Consider the following 23,408-nt stretch of genomic DNA (forward strand, 5'->3'; position numbering starts at 1 on the left):
AGCTTTTTTATTGTGTTAGCGGCACAATAAAAACTCAAGTAATGCTTTTTGTGCGTGCAGGCGGTTTTCTGCTTCATCCCATACGACAGAGTCTGTGCGATCTATGACATCGGCAGACACTTCTTCACCACGGTGTGCTGGCAAACAATGCATGAATAGCGCATCTGGGTTGGCTTTTGCCATAAGCTCTGAATTTACTTGGAAGCCATCAAAATCTTTCAGGCGTTGTTCTTGCTCGTCTTCTTGCCCCATAGAGGCAAATACGTCAGTAACAATGAGGTCGGCGCCTTTTGCTGCTTCATGAGTGTTATGAACGACAGTGACGCGGTCTTTATGCTCTTCAACTAGGTCTGCATTTGGCTCGTATCCCACAGGGCAGGCGACGACAAGTTGAAAGTTTAGGAGTGCGGCGGCGTTAATGTAAGAGTTACACATGTTATTGCCATCACCGACCCAGACTACTTTTTTACCTTCAATGGAGCCTCTATGCTCTTGATAAGTCTGCATGTCAGCAAGAAGTTGGCACGGATGATAGTCGTCCGTAAGGGCATTGATAACCGGAACCGATGAGTATTTAGCAAAGGTTTCAATGGTTTCATGGTCAAATGTTCTGATCATCACGGCATCTACCATGCTGGAGATGACCCGAGCACTGTCTTCTACCGGTTCACCACGCCCAAGCTGGGTATCACGGGACGAAAGGAAAAGCGCGTGACCACCCAATTGAGCCATACCCGCTTCGAAAGAAACGCGAGTACGAGTGGACGATTTTTCAAAAATCATCGCCAGTACTCGGTTTTTCAACGGTTGGAATAAAGTGCCTTCATGATGAATTTTCTTAAGCTCAGAAGCTCGTAGTAGTAACTGTTTTAACTCATCAGAAGTTAGATCTTTCAGAGTAAGAAAATGTCTTGGCGACACGCTAGAGCTCCTTAATTGTCTTTTGAAAAGGGAATCGACCAATTTAATACACTCAGGTAAGTGAGTAAAGGGCAATTAACGATAGAAAGAGCAAAGGAAAGCGTCTTCTTGGGGTTGTAAATGCACCACCAGACCCAATAAACTGATGCAACTTTAAATGAATTTAGTGGTTGTTCATTTTGTGGTGGCATTAACAATGTGTTTGTCGCCATGTTAGACGCAGTCCAAGAACGAGGTTTTTAATATGAGTAATACAATCGAAACAATTAAAGAGCAAATTAATAGCAATGATATCCTGCTATACATGAAAGGTAACCCTCGTGCGCCTCAGTGTGGTTTTTCCTCTCAGGCGGTTCAAGCTCTTATGGCTTGTGGTGAGCGTTTTGCTTTTGTGAATATTTTAGACAATCCAGATATTCGTGCAGAGCTGCCAAAATTCGCTAACTGGCCAACGTTTCCACAGCTTTGGATCAAAGGTGAGTTAGTTGGCGGCTGTGACATTATTGTTGAAATGGCAGGTAACGGTGAATTGCAAACCTTGATTAACGCTGCTGTTGGTACAACTGAAGAGTAAGCTAATACGTTGTCTGTTTAAGGGCGACATTATTTGATGAAACATTAGTCTGTTAAATTTTAAGAAATAAAGGAGATTTTAAAGATGTCTATTTTAGTTGGTAAAAAAGCGCCTGATTTTACAGTTCCAGCGGTATTGGCTGATGGCCAAATTGTGGATTCTTTCAGCTTGTCTGAAACGATCAAAGGTAAATACGCTATCGTGTTTTTCTATCCATTGGATTTCACTTTTGTATGCCCGTCTGAAATTATTGCTATGTCTCATCGCATGGATAAATTTCGTGAAATGGGCGTAGAAGTTGTTGGTGTTTCTATCGATTCTCATTTTACTCACAACGCTTGGCGTAACACCCCAGTAGAGCAAGGTGGTATCGGCGCTGTTGAATACACGCTAGCGGCCGATATGGATCATGCTATTGCTAAAGCGTATGGCATTGAATCTGAGGGCGGTGATTCTTACTACCCAGCGGGTGTTGCGATGCGTGCTTCTTTCGTAATCGATCAAAAAGGTATCGTTCGTTCACAAGTTGTAAACGACGAGCCTATTGGTCGTAACATGGATGAGTTGGTTCGTGTTGTAGACGCACTTCAGTTCTTCGAAGAGAACGGCCAAGTTTGCCCTGCAGGCTGGAACAAAGGTGACAAAGGTATGAATACTTCACCTGAAGGTGTTGCATCTTACCTTGCTGAAAATTCTAAATCGCTATAAGGCTCACTTTTACAGTAAGTAAAAGTTGTCATGAATAGTTGATAAAAGCGTTCATTATGAAAACTAATGGACGCTTTTTTATTGTCTTCATTATGGTGTTTCGAATTTTCGCTTTTACCCTTCGTAAAGCTCAAGAGGTAAGCCATCTGGGTCGGCAAAAAAGGTAAAGCGTTTCCCCGTTAAATCATCCAGCCTAATGTCCTCTGTGATAATGCCATGCTTATTTAAGTGTTGGATGCATGATTCTAGATCCTGTACTGCAAACGCCAAGTGTCTTAGTCCTTGTGCTTCTGGATGGGAAGGTCTTGCTGGCGGTGATGGAAAAGAGAAAAGTTCTATTTGTTGGTGCTCATTGATAGCAAGATCTAATTTATAAGACTGGCGTGCTTCTCGGTAGGTTTCTTCAACAATTTTGAACCCAAGAATTTCATTGTAGAAGCGCTTTGAGACGTCATAGTCAGAGCAAATAATGGCAACATGATGGACATGAGAAACGGTAAACATAATCCTACTTTTTATTGTTTAGTTTGTGCTTTTAGCTCATTGGCTACATCGATGACTTGTCGTCTAAACCAAATGTGGCTCGCGTCGTGATGCAGTAAAGGGCTCCAAATCATTTTCAACTCAATTTTTGGAATATTGAACGGGGGATCGAGAATAACCAAATCTGGATTTTTCTTATTGATCATTGCGACCTTTTTAGGCAAGGTGGCGATAAGATCCTGCTCCAGAGCCAGATGCATTGCGGTGTGATAACTTCTCGTGAACACCCGAATGCTGCGCTTGCGGTCAAGCGCTTGCAGTGCTTCATCCACCCAGCCGAGTTTTTGTACATCGGTAGGGTCCATGCCCACACCGACGCCGAAGCCTGTTTTACTGACCCAGATGTGTTGGGCCTGGAGGTACGCATCAATATCAAAATGGTCTTTTATCGGATTTTTTGAACTCATCATGCAGACAAAGGTATCGAACCACACACTTTTCTGATGAAACGATTGTGGTAACTCTTCAAAGCGGTTGATGGCCATATCAATCCTGCCAGCTTCAACATCATGAAAAGTCACATCGCTTGGTGTCATGATGTCCAGCGTAATGCCAGGGGCGTGTTCACGCAGACGATTCAGTAATCGAGGAATAACGGTTGAGGTTGCGTAATCACTGGCCATGATTCTAAACACACGTGTACTTGTACCTTCATTGAAGTCTGCCTCTGGTTGTAGGGCTTCTTCTAACTCAAGTAAGACTTTACGAACAATCGGCTGAAGGCGAAGGGCTTTTTCAGTCGGTTTCATACCTTCGCTGGTTCGAACAAGTAGAGGATCGCTGAGTAAATCACGCAACCTTTTCAAGCCATTGCTCATGGCTGGCTGAGTAATGTTAAGCTTACTTGCAGAGCGAGTGACGTTGCATTCTCTTAATAACACATCAAGATAAATAAGAAGATTAAGGTCTATTTTATTAATATTCATACTTTTTTATGTGATTCACATGATTGGTCTATTATATGAATTGATTGTATTTTCCTTGGTGCAAACTACAACCGCGAAGTTCATGATTTAACTATTCGCTAAGATTGGAACGGCGCGACATAGGTCGATAAAGCGTTGGGCGTTTTGTGTTAGTGCTGTATTTTTTGGTGTAACAATCAGTAGGTTTCGGTTAAGTTCCAATGGCGTATGATAAAGGCGAATTAGTCCCGAGTTTAACTCTTGGGAAATGGCCATACGAGATAAACACCCGAGCCCCATTTGATGAATGACGGCCTGCTTTACTGCCTCCATATGAGCAAGAGAAAGCACCACATTGAGTTGAGGAATTTGAGCTGCTGTGGCTTGTTCCAGAATATTACGAGTGCCAGAGCCTGATTCACGCATAACCCAGTTGGCTTGTTTTAAATCCTCCCAAGATAAATTTTCAGAACGCTCTTCTTCGACAGAACCAAATACAACAAGCTCGTCTTTTAACCATACCTGCGTCATTAATTCTGCGTGCTGGCAGTAGCCTTCAATAAAACCAACCTCGGCTTTCCCAGTCAGTAATTGTTGAATGACACTTTGCGTATTCCCAATTTCTAAATTAAAGCGAATATTGGGATGCTCACGCTTAAATAAAGACATTTGCTTAGGGAGTAAATAGTTGCCAACACTCACACTTGCTGCCAAATGCAAAGAGCCACTGAGTTCATCTTCATTGCCCATGCTTTCTATTTGTTCTATTTGACTAAGAACCGCGCGAGCTTGCGGGAGAAGGTGTCTGGCTTGTGGGGTTATTTGTAAGCGCTTGCCATGTCGGCGAAAAAGAGGGCGACCTAGTAAGGCCTCTAGTTCTCTTAATGCTTGGCTTGCTGCTGGTTGACTTATGGATACCATTTCAGCCGCGGCTGTAACGGATCCAGTATGAACAACGGCTTCAAATATTTGTAATTGTCTAAGTGTGATTCTCATTTGGCTATTGTAGCCTCGTTTTCGTTTTGATGAGTAGCGCTAATGTCTTTTGATATCATAAATGCGCGAAGGTATTAATAAAAAAGCCAACAGATTATTGATTCTGTTTTTTTGGAATGAAACTAACTTCAGTTTTATCGATGAACTCAGCACCGAGTTTGGTTTCTGCGATCAATTTCTACAAAAAGCGATCGATGCTAGCGTTCTGATTTTTTAAACTCTGTTGTTGGTCATTAGCACCGACGGCCAGAATAGACTCAAATACCAATGGTGGGCAGTAAGGGCTAGCTTTATATACATTTTTCTCTTTTTTAATATTGAATTTTAAACTATGCCGGAATTTGGTGCCAAGTGTTCGTTGCTGGGTTACTTTTTAGATACATAACTTATATAGATCTTCTATAAGAAACAGAGTTAGTATTTGTCTATATTGCATATTAATTGTTCGATTACAGTGTTTTCATTACTCTATTCGGGTAGTTTTGAAACCATATGGAAGGCATGGCTAGGTATGAAGCAATCTCCAACAGTGTTAATTGTCGACGATGTACCAGAAAATTTACGGGTTTTACAGGATGTAATTGCTGCATTAGATTGTAAGATTGCTGTTGCTAACTCGGGTGAACGCGCCCTAGAGTTACTAGAAAGAACGCAGCCATGTTTGATTTTATTGGATGTCATGATGGGCGGGATAGACGGTTTTGAAACCTGTCGCCGTATTCGATCTCATCCGAGATACAAAGATGTTCCTGTCATTTTTGTGACGGCATTAGCAGACGATATTAGTCGTGGCTTTGAAGTCGGTGGAAACGATTACATCAGTAAGCCTATCCGGATTGAAGAAGTGCGCTCTAGAGTTCAGCATCAATTAGAAAAGTTTCAATTAGTCCATGAATTAAGAGCGCTTACGGTTTCATTGGAAGAAAAAGTAAGAGAGCGTACTTCTGACCTAAATCTAGTGAATCGGAATCTTCGTAAAGAGGTAAGCGAAAGACGCTATATGCAAGATAGGCTGAAATATCTTGCCCAACATGATTTCGTTACGCAGCTTTACAACCGAGATGCACTCGACGAACACATTTCCCATATTATTTCAGATGTTCAATCAGAAACGTCTAAGCACATTCCTTTTTTTATTTTGATTGATGTGAATGAATTTCGCTTGATAAATGATTCATGCGGCTGCATTGCTGGCGATGAGTTGTTGCATCAGCTGGCATCCTTAATAAGTGAGTTTATTGATCCTCAACGTGATTTCTGCGCGCGGTTAAGTGGCGACAAATTTGCCATAGTGGTGAGTAAGGGTGGAGACGAATCTGTTGAGTCTTTATTTCGTTTGCTTCAAAAAGGGATTAAGAATTTTTCTTTCGTTTGGGATGAGCGTCAATTTCGAATGAGTGTGACGCAAGTGGCAATACCAATAACACTTGATATGGTGTCGTTTGAGCAAGTCGTGATGTTGGCCGATGAAGTGTGTTACGCAAGTAAAAAATCAGGAATACATTCTCGAATTATAAAGAATGCAAAAGACCTTTCCTATGATGAGCATCGTGGCAACCTAAATTGGGGGCTACGTATTATTGATGGTCTTGAAAAGGATTTGTTTGAAGTGCATTTTCAGCAAGTTTGTTCATTGAATAGTGATGAACCGAGAAAAAAGATAGAAATTTTGGTAAGGCTGAAAGATGAAGAATCGGGCGGGCTGATTTACCCTAATGACTTTATTCGAGCGGCGGAGCGATTTGGAATCATTTCTAAAATTGATCGTTGGGTCATTAACCATACCATGAAGCAATTAGCAGAAAGGGAAGGCTTGTGGGAGCAAGTTGATCAAGTGGCGCTTAATGTATCGGCCTTATCTGTGCGTCAGTCAGGTTTTGCCGAATTTATTATTGAACGGCTGGCGTATTATCAATTAGATGGTCGTAAATTTTGCTTTGAAATTACGGAAACTGAAGCGTTAAATAACTTTTCAGATACGCGTAAGTTTATGGCAATGCTTCATGGAAGCGGTTGCAGTATCGCTTTGGATGACTTTGGTACTGGCTTTTCGTCGTTTGCTTATTTAACGGATTTGCCTTTTGATCTAATTAAAATTGATGGCATGTTTATTAAAGATATGCATGTTAATGACATTCACTACGGCATGGTCGACTCCATTGTTAAGCTTGCAAAAATGCTAGATAAGCCGGTGGTCGCTGAGTTTGTTGAAAACCAAACCATTGTCAATAAACTCAAGCTGCTTGGGGTGGAATGGGGGCAAGGTTATCACTTCCATAAACCCGAAAAATTGTAATAAATTATTTTTTAGGATACCTAAATATGGATGTTGAGTTTCCAGCGCTTTTCAAACTGCTTGTGGTTTTGTTTTGTCTAACGGCTCTGTTCTTAGTTGTTTTACAGCTGGTATTTTTAGTTCGCTTTAAACTCTTACAGCGGCGCTATTCAAGAGCTATCCTGGCGACCAATGCAGGCGTTTGGGAATGGTTTCCCGAGAATAATCGACTGTACACTTCCTCTGAATTCTTCATACAGCTTGGGTTTGATGAAAGAAAAACCCCTAAGCATTTAAGTGAATGGCTGGATTTTTTATCTCCTGATGACCAAGTCAGGTTTGAACACTGGAGGAAGGCATTACTAGAGAAAGAAATGGGGGCCATGCCCAGCTCAATCAGGCTAAACATTAAAAACCCAAACAATGATTATTTCTGGGTAGAAATGCGAGGCAACGTCACTCGAATTGATGGGCGCAATCGAGTGCGAAGCGTTGCTGGTATTTTCGAAGATATAGGTCATTTAGTCACGACAGAGAACGAGCTCATCGCAGCTCGTGAGGAATCTCAACGTCGAGAGTTAACGTTGTCCTCTTTGCTTAATAATATTCCCGATATCGTGTGGTCGAAAGATGAGCAAGGAAATTATCTAGATTGCAATCAGGCTTTTTTAGACTTTAACTCAATTTCAGAAGAAGGCATTAAGGGTAAGAGTGACCAAGATTTAAACCTAGATGGTAAAGGTGAGTATTATCAAGGTAGAGACAACGAAGCGTTACAAACGGGCATAACCTTGCATGAACAAAGCTGGGGTTTTCCGAAAGATGGAAGGGCGCCACGTTTATTCGAGGTTTATCGTGTTCCTGTTATCGAACCTTCTATTCACTTTCGTGGCACCTTAGGTATCGCTCGAGATATCACGGAACGTCATCGTCTTATCAATCAACTCAAACAATTTAAAAGCTTCGCAGACAACTCCGCTCAGGGCTTTGCGATGACGACCTTAGATGGAAATATCACCTATTTTAATGAAAAAATACGCACATTACTTGGTGTGAAAGAGGAAATAGGTGAACCGTCGTCGGGGACATTGAATTATCTTGAATTCTACCCAGAAGCCAGTCAGAAATTCCTGCAAGAAACTGTCATTCCTTACCTTAAAGAGAATGACATATGGGAAGGGGAGTTACAGGCAAGAAGCCGAGATGGACGCGTTTTTTCTACTTATGAAATGTATTTTGTGTTGCGCGATGAAAATGGTAAAGCGACGTCATTTGGCGACATCATGAGTGATATTACCGAACAAAAAAATGTTTCGATGCAGCTGGAGCAGGCAAAAGAGGCCGCAGAGCAAGCCAATCAGGCCAAAAGCCAATTTTTGGCCAATATGAGCCATGAAATTCGCACCCCTTTAAATGCCATTATTGGTTATGCCCAGCTCATTGGAGAAGACAATCAACTCACAGGCGTTTCACGAACGCGTTTTTTATCAATAGCGAGCGCTGGCGATCGATTGTTAGGGCTGATCAACGATATTTTAGACATTGCTCGAATTGAGTCTGGGCGACTTGTGTTGCATGAGCAAAAAATCAATCTGTGTAAAGAAGTCAGCCAAATTGGCAAGCTGCTTCAAGGTCAGGCACAGGAAAAAGGGTTAAGTTTAAGTGTTGAATGTAATATCGACGATCAGCAATTTGTGTGGATGGATCCGGTTAAGCTCCAGCAAATACTCACAAATTTACTGGGTAATGCGGTGAAGTTCACCACAGAAGGGTATGTGAAAGCAGTGGTTCTGATCGTAGAGGAACGCATTCATATCAGTATAGAAGATACTGGACCTGGAATAGAAACCGAATTGATGGAAGATCTCTTTACCCCTTTTGTTCAAGGTAAAGCGGGCGCGGCGTCAGGTGGAACTGGCTTAGGTTTGGCGTTGTCGATGACCTTGGTTAAATTGATGCAGGGTTCGTTATCGGTCAAAAGTAGCGGAGGTGTGGGGACGCAAATCATCATTGATTTACCACTATTACAAGTTGCCAGTGATGATATAGAGGATTTTGATGAGCAGAGTACTGTTCTTAATATGCGACTAAACGACCCCATCACGGTTTTGGTGGTAGAAGACGATGTATGGTCGAGAGATATTCTCGTGTCTTTACTGGAAAAAGCTGGTTGTCAGGTGATTGAGGTAGAGGATGGAGAACAAGCCATACAAGCTTTTAAGACGAATCCCCCTGATCTAGTGATGACAGACATTAGAATGCCAAATAAAACCGGTATAGACTTACTAAAAGCCATTCAAAAAGACGATGTATATCGCGATATCCCCATTGTCGCTGTGACCGCTTCTAGCCTTACTCATGAACAGCAAGCGTTACTTGATCAAGGCTTTTGGCAGGTCATTGGGAAACCTTATCGAGCAGAAGAGATTCACAAATCCTTGGTGGCTCATCTGGATGTACAGTTTGTTCCTTTGCTTGAACCATTGCTTTGTCTACAGGAAAAGAAAGATTCTGCTATCACTGAAGTGAGTGGTACTGAGTTGAATTCGCTGACGGCGGACAGCTGGCTGCCTTTGTTGTCAGCTGCCAGAAATGGCGACATGCAGCAAGCAGAATATGTGTTTGAAGTGTTAAAACCTGTACTGCCATTGACTCATAAAAAAGCGATTCAAGGTGCTATTACGCAATTTGATTTAGGTTTGGTTGAGGAGCTTGTGGTGCAATACCAAAAGCTCGAGTAATTGTTATCCAGCATGGCTTATATTCAATTTCACCTGAAGGCTTTGCGTTTGACATGAATATGAGGCAAAGATAAGGTCACACAAGACAAAACACAACAAAAACACCTACAATAAAGGGCTTGTGCTTTTCCTTTTTAGACAGCACGTTTCAGACAACGCCTTTTCGATTTTATTCAACCGCCACAGGTAGCCCAATGACCCGTCTAGCCTCTAACGATTTTCCCTTTACCGCGGTGGCTGGGCAAGAGCTGCTGAAATTGGCTTTAATACTTTGTGCGATTAACCCACAAATCGGCGGTGTGTTAATTAGTGGTCCTCGTGGCTCGGCAAAATCTACTTTGGCTCGTGGTTTGTCTGGCGTCATGCCTGCATTAGACGATGCAGAACAGGTTCCGTTCGCTACCTTGCCGCTTGGCACCAGTGAAGACCGTTTGCTCGGTGCATTAGACTTAGAGCAAGTATTACAAGACAAACAGGTTGTGTTTAAACCCGGTTTGCTCAGCCGAGCTCATGGCGGTGTGCTGTATGTTGACGAAGTGAACTTGCTTGCCGATCACCTTGTAGACCAACTGCTTGATGTGGCCGCCAGCGGTGTCAACCGAATCGAGCGCGATGGCATTAGTCACGAACATGAATCTCGCTTTTTACTTGTTGGCACCATGAACCCAGACGAAGGGGAGTTGCGTCCACAGTTGCAAGATCGTTTTGGTTTAATGGTCGAACTTGGCAATCAATACAGTCTTGAAGAGCGAGTGCAAATTGTACGACTGCGTGACGAATACGACCAAGATGCAAAATCTTTCTGCGATGCATTCAAATACAAACAACGTAATTTAAAAAACAGCATTCGATTAGCTAGAGAAACTTTGAGCAAAATTCGATGCTCCGACGCATTGCGCATGGACGTTGCAACACGTTGTCAAGACGCAATGGTTGATGGCGTTCGTGCTGACATTGTTTGGATTCGTGCTGCCATGGCACATGCGGCTTGGCGCGGCGCCAAAGCCGTTGAAAAAGAAGACATTCAAATGGTTGAAGATTTAGTGTTAGCGCATCGTCGACAAGCGAAAACACCGCCTCAACCTGCTAGCCCTCCTTCACGTCGACCTGAATCCTCACCGTCTCAATCGCCGTCCTTGTCGCAACAGCCTCGTTCAGATTCGAGCGATGTGCAAAACACGCCGCCAGAGGAAAAAGGTCAAGGTGATTGGGGGAGCATGACGCCGCAAACATTGGCGACGAGTTCGCCGATTAAAGTAACGCTCGACGAAGAACCGCAAGCCAGCTCAGCCATGAATAGATTGAGCGAGGTGGCGCCGGGAAAGCATAAAGGCAAGCAGCAGGGCGGTTATCGTCCTGATGCCGTACAAACGGCCAATGGCATTGATTGGTTTCGTAGCATTGTCAGCCAACCGCAAGAATGGCCGCCAAAGCAGCTGACTCACAAAGCGGATAAAACCGGACAAGCGGTTTTGCATTTGGTGCTGCTGGATACCTCGGCGTCAACGTTAAGCCAAGGTGTGTTTGCAAAGGCCAAAGGGGTAATTTTAGACATTGCCAATCGTGCGTATTTAGCCCGCGAACAGATCGCGATTTTGGGCTTTGGCCAAGACAGCGTGTCGTCCATCTTGCCAAGAGTCCGAGCGCCAAAAGAAATTTCAGAGGTATTAGATAACCTCGGCGCAGGCGGCGGTACGCCGTTTCGCATCGCTATAGAAAACGCCAGCCAATATTTGGTGCAGCAACATCACACAAACGCGGGATTACACAGCCAAACCTACATATTGACTGACGGTCGCACCCAAGCCGATGTGTCAGACCTTGCACTGCAAGGCAACACGGTATTAATTGACACCGAAAATGCGCCGATTAAGCGTGGCCGAGGCCAAGACATTGCCCAGCATTTGGGGGCACAATACGTTTTATTGAACTCTCTTTTAGAGAACTTTTAGACACTTTTTAGAGACCGTTTTATGACTGCTTCTGTTGTTCATTGCCCTGCGTTGTTTTTGACGGCGCCAGCGTCAAATCAGGGTAAAACCACCATTACGGCTGCGTTGGCGCGTTATTTCACCAACCAGGGAAAAGTGGTTCGAGTGTTTAAAACCGGCCCTGATTACCTAGATCCGCAAATTCTCGCGCAAGCGTCTAAGCAACCCGTTGAACAGCTCGACATCTGGATGGCAGGAGACGATTACTGCCAAGATAAATTGTTCCAAGCTGCGCAAGTAGCGGATTTGATTCTCGTCGAAGGCGCAATGGGCATGTTTGATGGTGATCCCTCCAGTGCCGACCTTGCGGCTCGTTTTGGTATTCCCATGGCGATTGTTATGGATGTAAAAGGCATGGCGCAAACCGCCGCCGCGCTGGCGACAGGTTTGGCGAATTTTCGTGACGATGTGCAAGTCGCGGGACTTATCGCTAACCGTTGCGGAAGCGAACGTCATGCGGAATTGATTCGCGATGCGTTGCCAGAAAATCTGCCGTTATTGGCAACACTAAAACGCGACGAAGGCATTACCTTACCAGAGCGTCACTTAGGGTTAGTGCAAGCGGACGAAGTGAAAGACGAGTTAGAAATTCGTTTTGAAGCGGCGGTCGAATGGTTAAAAGAAACCAAAGACACGGGCTTATTAGAACTACCAAAAGCCGTTGTCTTTTATTCTATTAATAAGAAAGTCTCTGTGAATAAGCAGACCGATGCAGAACAAACCATTGAACAACGCTTAGCGGGTAAAATCATCGCCGTTGCCAAAGACGCAGCGTTCAGTTTTATTTACGATGCGAATCTTATCGCGCTACAAAGCATGGGCGCAAAAGTAGTGTTTTTCTCGCCATTAAAAGATCAAACCTTGCCTGAAGCCGATGCACTCTGGCTGCCAGGTGGTTACCCAGAATTGCACGCCAAAGCCTTGTCGGACAACACCGCCATGCGCCAAGCCATTCATGCGTTTTATCAAACGGGCAAAGGCATCTTGGCTGAGTGCGGCGGCATGTTGTATAGCTTGAACGATTTAACCGATTTGAACGATGACTGCTACCCGATGCTCGGCATCTTAGAAGGGCAAGGCGCGATGCGCGGGAAGCGTGGTTGTCAGGGCATGCAAACGGCGGTGATTCCTCAAGGTGACATTCGTGGACACGCACATCATCGGTCTCGTAGCGCCAACACACCAGAACCTGTCGGTTATGGTCGACGTCAACGACATCCCGCACCGGGCGAAGCGATTTATCAGCAAAAAGGCTTAACCGCCAGTTACTTGCATTTGTTTTTTCCTTCTAATCTTAATGCGACCGCTAAGCTTTTTTTAGCGGATCAACAGGACTAGCAAGTCATGTGGCCTGAAAGTGCAGAATTCCCCGCGCCACTGCGTACTGGTTTAACCACCGGAACCTGCGCTACAGCCTGTTGCGTGGCCGCGGCGCAAGCACTTTTTGCCCAGAAACAAGACGCCACGGTCAGCGTCACCTTACCCAAAGGTAAAGTGATTGATCAGCCGATCATCGAATACCAAGTGATTGAGGGCGGTTTTAAAACCGCCACCATCAAAGACGCAGGAGACGACCCGGACGCAACTCATGGTGCGACCTTATTTGTCGAGCTTCGCCTCGCACCAGAAAAAGGTGTGCGCTTTCATGCGGCGCAAGGGGTTGGCACGGTGACTCGCACAGGTTTATTACTTGATGTAGGCGAACCAGCGATCAATCCTGTGCCGCGTAAAATGATGACAGAACATCTAGAAGGCTTCGCACAGACCTACCAATATCAAGGTGGATTTGACGTTTCGGTTGGCGTGATCAATGGCGAGCAAATCGCGCAAAAAACCATGAATCCTCGATTGGGTATTTTGGGCGGTTTATCGATTTTAGGCACTACGGGCATTGTTCGGCCGTTTTCCTGCGCGGCGTATATTGCCTCTATTCACCAAGGCATCGATGTCGCGCGAGCCAACGGCATTACGCACATCGCTGCGACCACAGGCAATGCCAGTGAAGACGCGATAAAAAATCATTACCAACTGGACGACATGGCACTTATTGAAATGGGTGACTTTGTCGGCGCTGTTTTAAAGCATATTAAAAAAGTGGAAAAAACAGACTCGATCCAGTTAAGAAAGCTCAGTATCTGCGGTGGTTTCGGTAAAATCAGTAAACTGGCGCAAGGCAATATGGATTTGAACAGCCGAGTGTCGAGCATCGACCTTGGTGCGTTGGCAGAGCTGGCCGCGACCTTAGGTGCCGATCAAGAGTTGCAAGAACGCATGACAAACGCTAATACCAGCGTGGAAGCCTTATCTTTCGCTTCTTCGGCAGGGTTAGAGCTCGCCGATGCCATTTGTCAGCAAGCCTTAACCTTTGCTCGAAAATACATTCCTGATCACATGGCATTGGAAGTTTGGACGATTGATCGCAAAGGACAATTTGTCGGCAAAGCCGTAGACGGCAACATAGGCAGCCTGGGTGAAACACCATGAAAATTTTATTGCTTGGTGGCACCGCCGATGGCCGGCGTTTAGCGGACGCCTTTTATCAAGGACAGCACCAATCTGGGCTAAGCGTAATTTACAGCCTAGCGGGTTTGGTTCGTGTACCAAAAGTCGATTGCCAGCTCGTTGTCGGCGGCTTTACGCAATTTGGTGGTTTGGCGAATTACTTACGGGATAACCAGATTGGCGCAATTCTCGATGTCACTCACCCTTACGCGCAAACCATGAGCAGCAAAGCGGTCGACGCGGCGCGCGTTGTTGGCATTCCTTGCTGGCGCTTCCATCGTCCTGCTTGGCAGCAACAAGACGGCGATGTGTGGCATTACTATCAGACAGACGATGACTTATTGGCGCAATTGGATGGTTTTCATGTGCCATTATTAAGCGCAGGCCAGATGAGTGAAACCTTACTAACACGAATTCTACAACTGCCGAGTGTGGAACGAATTGTCTGGCGAACGGCCGTCGAGCCCAAATTTTCATTGCCAGATAACATTGATTGGATAAAAGCCATCGGGCCTTTTGCGCTAGCAGACGAACGTCAGTTATTAAGTGAGCAAGGCATTGATGTGATCGTCAGTAAAAACAGCGGTGGCTCCGCAACCTACTCAAAACTGGACGCGGCACGTGAATTATTGATTCCTGTAATGCTGCACAACCGACCAAGATTGCCAGCCGCGGATCGAGAATTCAGTGACACACAAGATTGCCTACAAGCCTGTTTAGCGATGTGGGGCAATACTCATTCTAAGAATCAACAAAAAGACAGCCAACAGTGACTCCTTCAGACGACTATAAATACGAAAACAATCCACAAGCCATCGAGAACGACAGTTTTAGACAGATCCGTGAACTCACCGATTTGTCGGGTTTAAGCCAAGATCAGCAGCAAGTGGTTATGCGCGTGGTGCACAGCCTTGGTTTGCCTGATGTGGCCGAACAAGTGCGATTCAGCGCCAATGCAACCCAAGCTGGACGTGACGCATTAGCGAACAATTGCGCCATATTATGCGATGTGGAAATGGTCAAACAAGGCGTGACCAAGCGCATGATCACTCGTGAACCTTTGTGTTTTTTGAACGATTCGCGAACCGCTGAGTTAGCCAAAAGCAAAGGTGAAACGCGCTCTATGGCGGCGCTGAGTTTGTGGCAAGACGATCTTGCGGGCAGCGTGGTGTTAATCGGTAATGCACCAACGGCCTTGTTTCGCTTGTTGGAAATGATCGAAAATGGCGCGCCTAAGCCCGCGTTGATTATCGGCATGCCAGTGGGGTTTGTCGGCGCAGCAGAGTCGAAAGACGCCCTTTGGCAAGCGCACGAAAAGCTGGGCATTGAATGCATCACCTTGCTGGGTCGCATGGGCGGCAGCGCGGTGACCTCGGCCAGCTGTAATGCTTTGATGCGCTGTAATGTGGACGAGTATTATTGATTGGGAACTAAGCTCGTTTTTTTTGTTCCTTCCCCTTATCTTCAAGGGGAAAGTTAGGATGGGGTTGTTAGCTTTTGACCCCCTCCCAGCCTCCCCCTTGACAGGGGGAGGAGCAGACTGCGATGTTCTAATGAAGCACAGATACCTCGTTCCTTGGTGCGGGGACATTGAATGGAAGTAGGTTAATGACAGAAACACAAATGCCAATCCATGTAATTGGCCTTGGTGTGAACGAACACGCAAACCTTGATGCGTCTGCGCAAGCGGCATTGGCAAGCTTATCTGAGCAAGACATCGTGCTAGGTTCGCCTCGTCAACATGACACCATTGCGGCGTATTCCCACAAGGCTCAGCGTTGTGATTTGCCCAAGCTCAAGCAGCTAGAAGGCGACTTTGCGACGTGGCAAACCCAAGGCGCAACACAGGTTGTGGTGTTGGCGTCGGGTGATCCTTTGTATTACGGTATTGGCGCTTGGTTAATGCGTACTTTTTCACCCGAAAACCTGATGTTTTATCCGAATGTTTCCAGCATTCAAGCGGCGTGTCATCGTTTAGGGTTGTCCTTACAAGACGTTAATGTGGTCAGCCTTCATGGTCGTCCATTGTCGAGTTTGCGCCGTCATTTGCAGTCGAACAGCACTTTAGTGTTATTGACCGATCAATACAGTCAACCGAAACACATTGCGGAAGAATGTGTGCAAGCAGGTTTGGATCAAAGTGACATCATCGTTTGCGAAGCCTTGGGTTACGAGCAGGAAAAAGTTCGCTCCTTTGTTGCCCAGACCTTGGTTAAAACCGAAGTAGAGTGTGATCCGCTCAATGTCGTTGTGGTGAAAACTAGTCAACAAACCTCCTTTTATCCCAGCGCCGTGGGCATCCCCGACGCGTCCTTTATCACTGACAAAGGCGACGGCAAAGGCATGATTACGAAGCGAGAAGTACGCTTGGCGATTTTGTCTTATATGAATATTGAACAGGGCGATACCGTGTGGGACATTGGTGCGGGTTGCGGTGGCGTAAGTGTGGAAATGGCGTATTGGCATCCGCGTAGCCAGATTATTGCCATTGAACATCATCCAGAAAGGCTCGCCTGTTTAGCGGCCAACCAAGATCGTTTTGGCGTAGTGCAGAATCTATCCATTGTTGCGGGTCGAGCGCCCGACGTGCTGGTGGATTTGCTTTCTCAACATAATGAGCAGAATACAACCCCCAACAAAGTATTCATTGGCGGCAGCGATGGCGAATTAAGCGCCTTAATGGCGCAAGTGTGGGATCTATTGCCCGATGGCGGCAGTTTGATGGTCAGCGCGGTGACGGAAGACACCAAATTTCAAGTGATGCAATTCGCTCAAGCGCGAGAAAGCGCACAAGACGCAGACGAGCAAAGCCTGCAAGTGTCTATTGCCAAAGGCGAACGCTTAGCGGGGCAGCGGTTATTTCGCCCCAATTTACCGGTAACGCTTCACCATTTTAAAAAGCATTTTGCAGAACATATGATCAAGACAATCTATAAGGAAAGCGCACAATGAGTGCCTCTGCTACAGTACAAAAAACAGGCCGATTCATTGGTGTGGGGGTCGGCCCTGGTGATCCAGAACTGATTACACTCAAGGCATTGCGTTTGATCCAGCGCGCAAGTGTGGTGAGTTACCTAGCCAACGACGAAGGCGGCTCCCAAGCGAAAACCATCGCCAGTGAAGCCTTTGCTGGCGTGACGCACGTGCAAAACGAAATTGCCATTGTGATGCCCATGTCGACGGATCGCTCTTTGGCGAATGAAGCCTACGACAATGGCGCAAACGCCATCGCCGCCGAATTGGCACAAGGCAAAGACGTGGTTTTTTTGTGCGAAGGTGATCCGTTATTTTTTGGCTCATTCGCGTATTTATTAGAACGCTTAGAAGGCGATTTTCAATGCCAAGTGGTGCCGGGCGTTTCGTCTATTAATGCCGCGTCTTCGGCGTTAAATCATCCGCTCACGGTGCTAAAAGAATCTTTCGCCGTGGTCAGCGGTCGCCATTCCGCTTTGCAGATTGATACCGCCTTGGAACAACACGACAGTGTGGTGATCATGAAAGCAGGGCGTGCTCGCCCTCGTATTCTCATGGCGCTGCGCAAAACCAACCGTATGCAAGACGCCAAATACCTAGAGTACATTGGTCGTGAAAACGAACGCATCGTACGAGATGTGTCGACCTTGGAAGACAAAGCTGGCCCGTACTTTTCCTTGTTTGTGGTGACAAAAAGCGAGCGAGGCACACGGTGATACGCATTGTCGCGCTAACCCCCGCAGGGAAACAACTTGCTGAACGCTTACAAGCTGAATGGCCTAAGGCGAATAACCTTGAGGTGAGAGTTGATTACAAACCAAAACCTTTTGCTGAGTCGGTACAAACCGCCTTTAAAAATGGTGATTGGTTGGTGTTTATTTGTGCGACAGGCATCGTCATGCGAACTCTCGCACCGGTGATTCAAGACAAGTATCGAGACCCGCCAGTCTTGGTTTTGGACGAAGAAGGTAAATTTGTCATCCCGCTGTTATCGGGACATGAAGGCGGCGCCAACGAGTGGGGTGCGCAAGTGGCAAAATCCCTTGGCGCACAACTTGTGATGACCACAGCGAAACCTTACCTGAATCCTATTTACACCTTGGGAATGGGCTGCGAACGACATTGCCCACTGGAATTCCTAGAAAGCCTCATGCTCGACGCCCTTGCGCAAAAAGGCTTAACGCCAAATGACATTCATTCCTTAAACAGTATCGACATCAAAGCGGATGAAAGCAACCTCATTGCCCTCGCCGCAAAATACCACTGGGACTTCAACACCTACAGCGCCCAACAACTCGCCCCGATGGAATCACTACTTAGCACTAAATCTGACTACATATTCAACACCGTCGGAGTCTACGGCGTCGCCGAATCCGCAGCGCTTTTGGCTGCGGGAAATGTTACTGGTACTGAACCAGAACTCGTATTGAATAAAATCAAAAACGCCAAAGCGACCTGTGCGGTGGCGAGAGGGTTTGGGTTGTAGTCATTTTCTTCGCTTACCTACCGCGAACCTAACCTACAAGACTAAAAAACCACGCTTACTCATAGTTCTTCTTCGCTTTTGTGACTTTTTCTAAGTACATCTGAGATTCAGATCGAGGATGGTCGTATCTGAGTTTTTTATAAACATTGCTCACGGATGTTTGGTTTAGCTTGTCCATCGCTCTTGTTCTGTTGCTGTCGAATGTTTTCAGTACGTTTCCTGTGCCGCCGTTGTAGGCGGAGATCATGGAATATTCTTGGCTGGTTTTATTGGTGACTTTGACGAGATAGCGCGTTTGCAAAATATAGAGATAAGCGCTGCCGATATCGATGTTGCTAGCAGGGGAGAAAAGCACTTCTTTGGTTGGTTGGCCTGATTTTTTCTTCACTAGGTTGTACACGTCTTTGCCGGCAGTGGAAGGCACAACTTGCATCAAACCATAAGCGTTTGCTGGGCTGACGGCGTAAGGGTTAAAAGAACTTTCAGTTTCGATGATGCCATAAATAAGGGCGGGTTCTAGGTTGTAGCGTTTAGCGGCGGCGATCACATAGTCGCTGTATTTTTCTTGGCGAAGGTGTTCGTGCTGTGCAACAAGATTGAATTCAACGGCGTAAACCGTTTTGCCGTTTGATTTGGATTTTTTAAGTTTGTTGGTCACAAGGTAATTTGAGTAACGTTCTGCTCGCCAGCGATATTGCACAAGCTTGCCATCGTGATCCATGACTTGAGGGTACAAAAACGGCACGCCTTCGGTATTTGGTGCGGAGCTGGAAAAAATATCGGTTTTGGTTGGATCGGCCGTAGTGAGTAGTGTGGTTGCGACGGCTTGTTTTAAGGTATCAAGCGGTGAGTTTGTGGTGAGTGTTTCGACTCGCACTGTGCCTTTTTCAAAATCGACGATGGTTCTGGCTTGGTAGTCGTTGGTGTATTTTACGTACTTTTTCTTATCAGGCAGCTCGCTATTGCCTTTGCCCCATTTCTTATTCACTTTCTGGTCAAGGTCTGCGTACAGGGCTTTAATCGCTTTAATGTCTGATCTGATTAAGTCTCTGCTGACTTTTGCTTGCTTCGCGATGGCTTTTACATCGTCAACATCATTAGCGCTTTTTATCTGTTCTGATAGTTTATTCACCGACGTAAGTGATGCAAATGAGGTGGATTGGCAGCCACTTAATGTTAGTAACAAAAAACCAAGTGATATAAAGGCAAATTGGCGGAGGGTATTGTTAAACATCAAATTACTACTCATCTTTAAGTGACATTAAAAGGTCGCTGTATTTTCGTTGAAGTGCTCTATTTTAAACGGTAGGAATGTCTGTGTTATAAAAATGCTGTCTATTCAGTCGCTGGATTGTATCAGAATAGTCATCTATGTAAAAAAGGACCATCACTCTGTGACCTCATTATGATGGTGTTCATGGCGAACATCGTCTGTATTAGATTCCAGTGCTTCGAGTATGGTGCAATGCTCGGCACTTTCTGCACCACCGCAACAGGCATCTGATAGGCGCTTTAGTGACGTTTGAAAGCGAATGAGTTCGGCAATTTTTTTCTCGACGTCATATCGTTTAGTGTCGACTAAGACTTTTACATCAGCGCAGGCGTTGTCTGCTTTGTTTACTTCTATGGAGAGTAATTCACGAATGTCGGCCAGTGTGAATCCAACGCCTTTAGCTCGAAGGATAAATTGTAGGGTATCTTTGTCTTTTTCTGTGTAAAGGCGATAGCCAGATTCTGAGCGACTGGACGGTGTGAGTAGCGCGTTTTTTTCATAAAAGCGTAATGTGTCGCTATTAATATTGCATATTCTTGCCAGTTCACCAATTCGATACATTCTTTATACTCCCTTTACCGTTGTCTTATTATAAACCTTAGAGGTAAGTCACAGGTCAATGATTTTCTTGGTCTTTTACTTTTCTTTCACCTGAGATCTTTTACATTACGGGCGTATGTTTTTCTGGTAAGTTTTAGCGCTTTGCGCCATGAATAGTAGAAGGTAGGTTAAGGTGGATATACTGCATAGTGTCATTTTGGGGTTGGTAGAGGGAGCAACAGAGTTTTTACCTATTTCTTCAACAGGTCATATGATTGTGGTCAGTCAATGGTTGGGAATGGAGCAAACAGAAGGTAACAAAGCGTTTGAGGTGATTATTCAATTGGCCGCTATCTTGGCGGTTGTCGCGAATTATAAAGAGCGTTTTACCTTTAAACATACTCGTCTTTGGTGTCAGGTGTTTGTTGCTTTTTTACCCGTTGCTGTTGTGGGTTTTTTACTGCGTCATCAAATTAAAGAATTGTTTTCTGTATCTGTAGTGGCAACCATGTTTATTGTGGGTGGGGTAATATTTTTGATTACTGAAAAAGTGATTAAGGGTAAAAAGGCCAGTGTCGAGCAGCTAGAAAATCTGAGCTTTAAGCAAGCGTTATGGATAGGATTGGCTCAGGTATTTGCATTAATCCCTGGAACCAGTCGAGCGGGTTCAACGATTGTCGGCGCTTTGTTTGCTGGCTTAAGTCGTAAGGCTAGTGCAGAGTTTTCTTTCTTATTGGCGTTGCCCGTCATGATGGCCGCTTCTGGCTACGATTTACTATCAAATTATAAGGCGTTTTCTGGGGAGCAGTTATTGCCTTTGCTGGTCGGATTTGTCGTCGCATTCGTGAGTGCTTTTGTGGCAATGAAACTGTTTATGGCATTTTTGGACAAATTTACGTTTGTGGCTTTTGGTTGGTATCGCATTGTGTTTGGTGGGCTTTTGCTGTTTCTTGCTTAGCCTTATCGCATTTACGTTTATGTTGTAGCACCCACGTCCATAACAGTATGACATCGCGTCAAATAGTCGTTTACACATAGGAAGGGATGTTTTGTAATGTCCCTTCATGTTTGCCTTTTTATGACGACACTTAGTGGGAATGTTTGTTATGCATCGTTGTTTTTCTTTCGCTGTGCTGGTCACTTTATTGGCTGGCTGTGTGTCTTCAGATGGCTCGCCAGCGAATCGTTCCTTAGATTCCTTTAACGGTGAGTCTGCTTGTTATGATAGAGAGACCGAGCCTTATACTGCGGTCGTGGATACGCATATACATTATCGGCCTTTTGATGGCAGGGCGATTCCTTTTGAGGAGATGAATTCCTATTTATCTCAGACCAGTGTTCGCTTTGCCAATGTGTATGGTATTGGGCAAATGCTTCCCGCCTATTCCGCCTGCTCTAATTATCTGAAATGTCCTGGTACGCCAGTGCTGCCGACAACACGGAATGATTTTGTTAATGCCGCCAATATGATGGAGCATAGACCTGACAACCTCCATCTCACTCTTTCAATGACCTTTACTGATTTATCCAATCCTGAACCAACGATCGAGTTGATGAAGCTCTATGAAAAAGAGTACCCAGGTTTGTTTCATTGGATGGGGGAAGTGAATTTGGTCAAACAAGCTCAATTCAACAATCATCATGTAGCGGCAAGCCCTGAAGATATCACTCAGTGGGCGGGGTTCATGACAGAATTACGAACAAGAGACTATCCCATTACAATACATTCAGACTTGGGTAATGATGCGTCACCTACCTTGTATCTGCCTCTCATGGAGCAAGCGTTGGCGTTGTATCCTGATAACAAAGTTGTCTGGGCGCACATGGGATTGTCCTATGAATTGACGACAATGAAGGCATCAGAGCACATTGCAGTTTTGTCACGCTTATTGGACCAATATCCTAACTTGATGCTGGATATTTCATGGCGTATTTTGGACGATTACTATTTTAGTAAGTCAAATAATCAAGCTCAATATGTTGCTTTTATGAACCGTTATTCTAACCGTATTTTACCAGGCTCTGACTTTGTTGCGTTTCGAAACAATACTTTTAAGACATACCAACAAGAGTTAGAGGTTACTGGTCGTATACACAAATATCTTAGTGATAAAGCCTTTCGTGATATTGCTTTGGGACAAAATTATTTTACGTTATTGAACCTTGATTATCAGGCGCCAGAGGTGTGTCAAAAGTAGTGTTTTATTTAAAACATGCTTTCAATTTTCTTAGTTTATTCGTTGTCTTGCGTTGTTAAATAGCAGGACGTGCTCCATGCTTCTAGTATTCAAACTCGGAGGAAACTGTGTATGGGTAAGTATTTTTCAGCCGCTTCTAACCGTGGTCAATCTTTAGGGGAGGAAGTGGCGAACAGTATCAGTCATGGTTTGGGGTTGGTCGCTGCGATTGTTGGTACTCCGTTTCTTATTTTGAGTGCCATTGATTACGCCGATATGAGTTTTCTTGTCGGAGTAAGTATTTTTTCAGCCACCATGATTGTGCTGTATTTGGCATCGACGGTTTATCATGCGATGCCACAAGGCAAGGCGAAATATGTCTTTCAGGTGATCGATCACTCTGCTGTATATTTATTGATTGCGGGAACCTATACACCCTTTATGTTGGGTGTGTTGGAAGGTGTTTGGGGCTGGTCTTTGCTTGTAGCCGTTTGGACATTAGCAATGGTTGGAGTGGGTCTTAAAGCATTTGGGAAGGCCTCTCATCCTGCTGTATCCACTACGCTCTATGTTATTTTGGGCTGGCTTATATTGATTGCGATTAAGCCGCTTGTTGCCCTTATGGAACCCGATGGTTTGCTCTTACTAGTGCTTGGTGGCGTACTTTATACACTTGGTGTGGTGTTTTTTGTGATTGATTCACGTCTGCGCTATGGGCATTTGGTTTGGCATTTATTTGTTGTGGGTGGGACAGTGAGTCACTATTTTTCGATTTTTTATTACGGCGCTTAATGTAACACTGA

General features: G+C 45.1%; 22 protein-coding genes. 16 read left to right on the forward strand and 6 right to left on the reverse strand.

Annotated elements, in window-relative coordinates; genetic code table 11:
- Positions 1–15: 15 nt before the first annotated feature.
- Positions 16–921, reverse strand: a complete 906-nt coding sequence (gene argF, locus MP3633_RS04470; RefSeq protein WP_112140470.1) for an ornithine carbamoyltransferase — start codon at positions 919–921, stop codon at positions 16–18.
- Positions 922–1,165: 244 nt separating this feature from the next.
- Between argF and grxD the strand changes: the two genes are divergently transcribed.
- Positions 1,166–1,495: a Grx4 family monothiol glutaredoxin gene (gene grxD / locus MP3633_RS04475; RefSeq protein WP_112140468.1), complete on the forward strand. Its 330-nt coding sequence runs from the start codon at positions 1,166–1,168 to the stop codon at positions 1,493–1,495.
- Between the two features lie 84 nt (positions 1,496–1,579).
- Complete coding sequence (locus MP3633_RS04480) at positions 1,580–2,203, forward strand: peroxiredoxin (protein WP_112140466.1); 624 nt, start codon at positions 1,580–1,582, stop codon at positions 2,201–2,203.
- 114 nt (positions 2,204–2,317) lie between these two features.
- Here the strand turns inward: MP3633_RS04480 and gloA2 are convergent, their stop codons facing one another.
- The 3 genes from gloA2 to MP3633_RS04495 all read right to left on the reverse strand — a co-directional run bounded on the left by gloA2 (position 2,318) and on the right by MP3633_RS04495 (position 4,647).
- Entirely contained in the window at positions 2,318–2,707 is a 390-nt protein-coding gene (gene gloA2 / locus MP3633_RS04485; RefSeq protein ID WP_176334632.1) for an SMU1112c/YaeR family gloxylase I-like metalloprotein, read from the reverse strand.
- Positions 2,708–2,718: 11 nt separating this feature from the next.
- Complete coding sequence (locus MP3633_RS04490; protein ID WP_112140464.1) at positions 2,719–3,672, reverse strand: LysR family transcriptional regulator; 954 nt, start codon at positions 3,670–3,672, stop codon at positions 2,719–2,721.
- An 87-nt stretch (positions 3,673–3,759) separates the two neighbouring features.
- Positions 3,760–4,647, reverse strand: coding sequence for a LysR substrate-binding domain-containing protein (locus MP3633_RS04495; RefSeq protein ID WP_176334633.1), 888 nt, complete (start codon positions 4,645–4,647; stop codon positions 3,760–3,762).
- A 61-nt stretch (positions 4,648–4,708) separates the two neighbouring features.
- Between MP3633_RS04495 and MP3633_RS04500 the strand changes: the two genes are divergently transcribed.
- The 11 genes from MP3633_RS04500 (at position 4,709) to MP3633_RS04550 (ending at position 18,615) form a co-directional block, all read left to right on the forward strand.
- Entirely contained in the window at positions 4,709–4,864 is a 156-nt protein-coding gene (locus MP3633_RS04500) for a hypothetical protein (protein WP_176334634.1), read from the forward strand.
- A 294-nt stretch (positions 4,865–5,158) separates the two neighbouring features.
- On the forward strand, positions 5,159–6,943 hold the full coding sequence (locus MP3633_RS04505; protein WP_176334635.1) for an EAL domain-containing protein: 1,785 nt from the start codon (positions 5,159–5,161) through the stop codon (positions 6,941–6,943).
- Between the two features lie 26 nt (positions 6,944–6,969).
- Complete coding sequence (locus tag MP3633_RS04510; protein WP_176334636.1) at positions 6,970–9,663, forward strand: ATP-binding protein; 2,694 nt, start codon at positions 6,970–6,972, stop codon at positions 9,661–9,663.
- Positions 9,664–9,857: 194 nt separating this feature from the next.
- Positions 9,858–11,615 carry an ATP-binding protein gene (locus tag MP3633_RS04515; protein WP_176334637.1) on the forward strand — a complete coding sequence of 586 codons (1,758 nt, stop codon included), beginning with the start codon at positions 9,858–9,860 and terminating at the stop codon, positions 11,613–11,615.
- A gap of 21 nt (positions 11,616–11,636) precedes the next feature.
- Positions 11,637–12,992, forward strand: a complete 1,356-nt coding sequence (locus MP3633_RS04520) for a cobyrinic acid a,c-diamide synthase CobB (protein ID WP_176334638.1) — start codon at positions 11,637–11,639, stop codon at positions 12,990–12,992.
- 6 nt (positions 12,993–12,998) lie between these two features.
- The gene (locus MP3633_RS04525; RefSeq protein WP_176334639.1) at positions 12,999–14,138 is read left to right on the forward strand and encodes a cobalt-precorrin-5B (C(1))-methyltransferase; all 1,140 of its coding nucleotides are present in this window, start codon (positions 12,999–13,001) and stop codon (positions 14,136–14,138) included.
- A complete protein-coding gene (locus MP3633_RS04530) occupies positions 14,135–14,929 on the forward strand; it encodes a precorrin-6A/cobalt-precorrin-6A reductase (protein WP_176334640.1) in 795 nt (264 codons plus the stop codon). Before MP3633_RS04525 ends, MP3633_RS04530 begins: the two co-directional genes overlap by 4 nt.
- Entirely contained in the window at positions 14,926–15,579 is a 654-nt protein-coding gene (locus MP3633_RS04535) for a precorrin-8X methylmutase (RefSeq protein WP_176334641.1), read from the forward strand. Before MP3633_RS04530 ends, MP3633_RS04535 begins: the two co-directional genes overlap by 4 nt.
- 185 nt (positions 15,580–15,764) lie before the next feature.
- Entirely contained in the window at positions 15,765–17,108 is a 1,344-nt protein-coding gene (gene cbiE, locus MP3633_RS04540; RefSeq protein WP_244959840.1) for a precorrin-6y C5,15-methyltransferase (decarboxylating) subunit CbiE, read from the forward strand.
- A complete protein-coding gene (gene cobI, locus MP3633_RS04545; RefSeq protein WP_176334642.1) occupies positions 17,105–17,845 on the forward strand; it encodes a precorrin-2 C(20)-methyltransferase in 741 nt (246 codons plus the stop codon). Before cbiE ends, cobI begins: the two co-directional genes overlap by 4 nt.
- Positions 17,842–18,615 carry a cobalt-precorrin 5A hydrolase gene (locus MP3633_RS04550; protein ID WP_176334643.1) on the forward strand — a complete coding sequence of 258 codons (774 nt, stop codon included), beginning with the start codon at positions 17,842–17,844 and terminating at the stop codon, positions 18,613–18,615. The genes cobI and MP3633_RS04550 overlap by 4 nt, the downstream gene beginning before the upstream one ends.
- A 55-nt stretch (positions 18,616–18,670) precedes the next feature.
- Here the strand turns inward: MP3633_RS04550 and MP3633_RS04555 are convergent, their stop codons facing one another.
- Both MP3633_RS04555 and zntR read right to left on the reverse strand, forming a co-directional pair.
- Positions 18,671–19,849: a murein transglycosylase domain-containing protein gene (locus MP3633_RS04555; protein WP_176334644.1), complete on the reverse strand. Its 1,179-nt coding sequence runs from the start codon at positions 19,847–19,849 to the stop codon at positions 18,671–18,673.
- Positions 19,850–20,002: 153 nt separating this feature from the next.
- Positions 20,003–20,449 (reverse strand): Zn(2+)-responsive transcriptional regulator, encoded by a 447-nt coding sequence (zntR, locus tag MP3633_RS04560; protein ID WP_176334645.1) that lies wholly within the window; start codon positions 20,447–20,449, stop codon positions 20,003–20,005.
- Between the two features lie 172 nt (positions 20,450–20,621).
- Here zntR and MP3633_RS04565 point away from each other — a divergent pair, with 172 nt between their 5' ends.
- The 3 genes from MP3633_RS04565 to trhA all read left to right on the forward strand — a co-directional run bounded on the left by MP3633_RS04565 (position 20,622) and on the right by trhA (position 23,397).
- Positions 20,622–21,386, forward strand: a complete 765-nt coding sequence (locus MP3633_RS04565) for an undecaprenyl-diphosphate phosphatase (protein WP_176334646.1) — start codon at positions 20,622–20,624, stop codon at positions 21,384–21,386.
- A 148-nt stretch (positions 21,387–21,534) separates the two neighbouring features.
- Positions 21,535–22,626, forward strand: a complete 1,092-nt coding sequence (locus MP3633_RS04570) for an amidohydrolase family protein (RefSeq protein ID WP_176334647.1) — start codon at positions 21,535–21,537, stop codon at positions 22,624–22,626.
- A 111-nt stretch (positions 22,627–22,737) separates the two neighbouring features.
- A complete protein-coding gene (gene trhA / locus MP3633_RS04575) occupies positions 22,738–23,397 on the forward strand; it encodes a PAQR family membrane homeostasis protein TrhA (protein ID WP_176334648.1) in 660 nt (219 codons plus the stop codon).
- The last annotated feature ends 11 nt before the right edge of the window (positions 23,398–23,408 follow it).

The sequence above is a fragment of the Marinomonas primoryensis genome (assembly GCF_013372285.1).
GTDB lineage: Bacteria > Pseudomonadota > Gammaproteobacteria > Pseudomonadales > Marinomonadaceae > Marinomonas > Marinomonas primoryensis.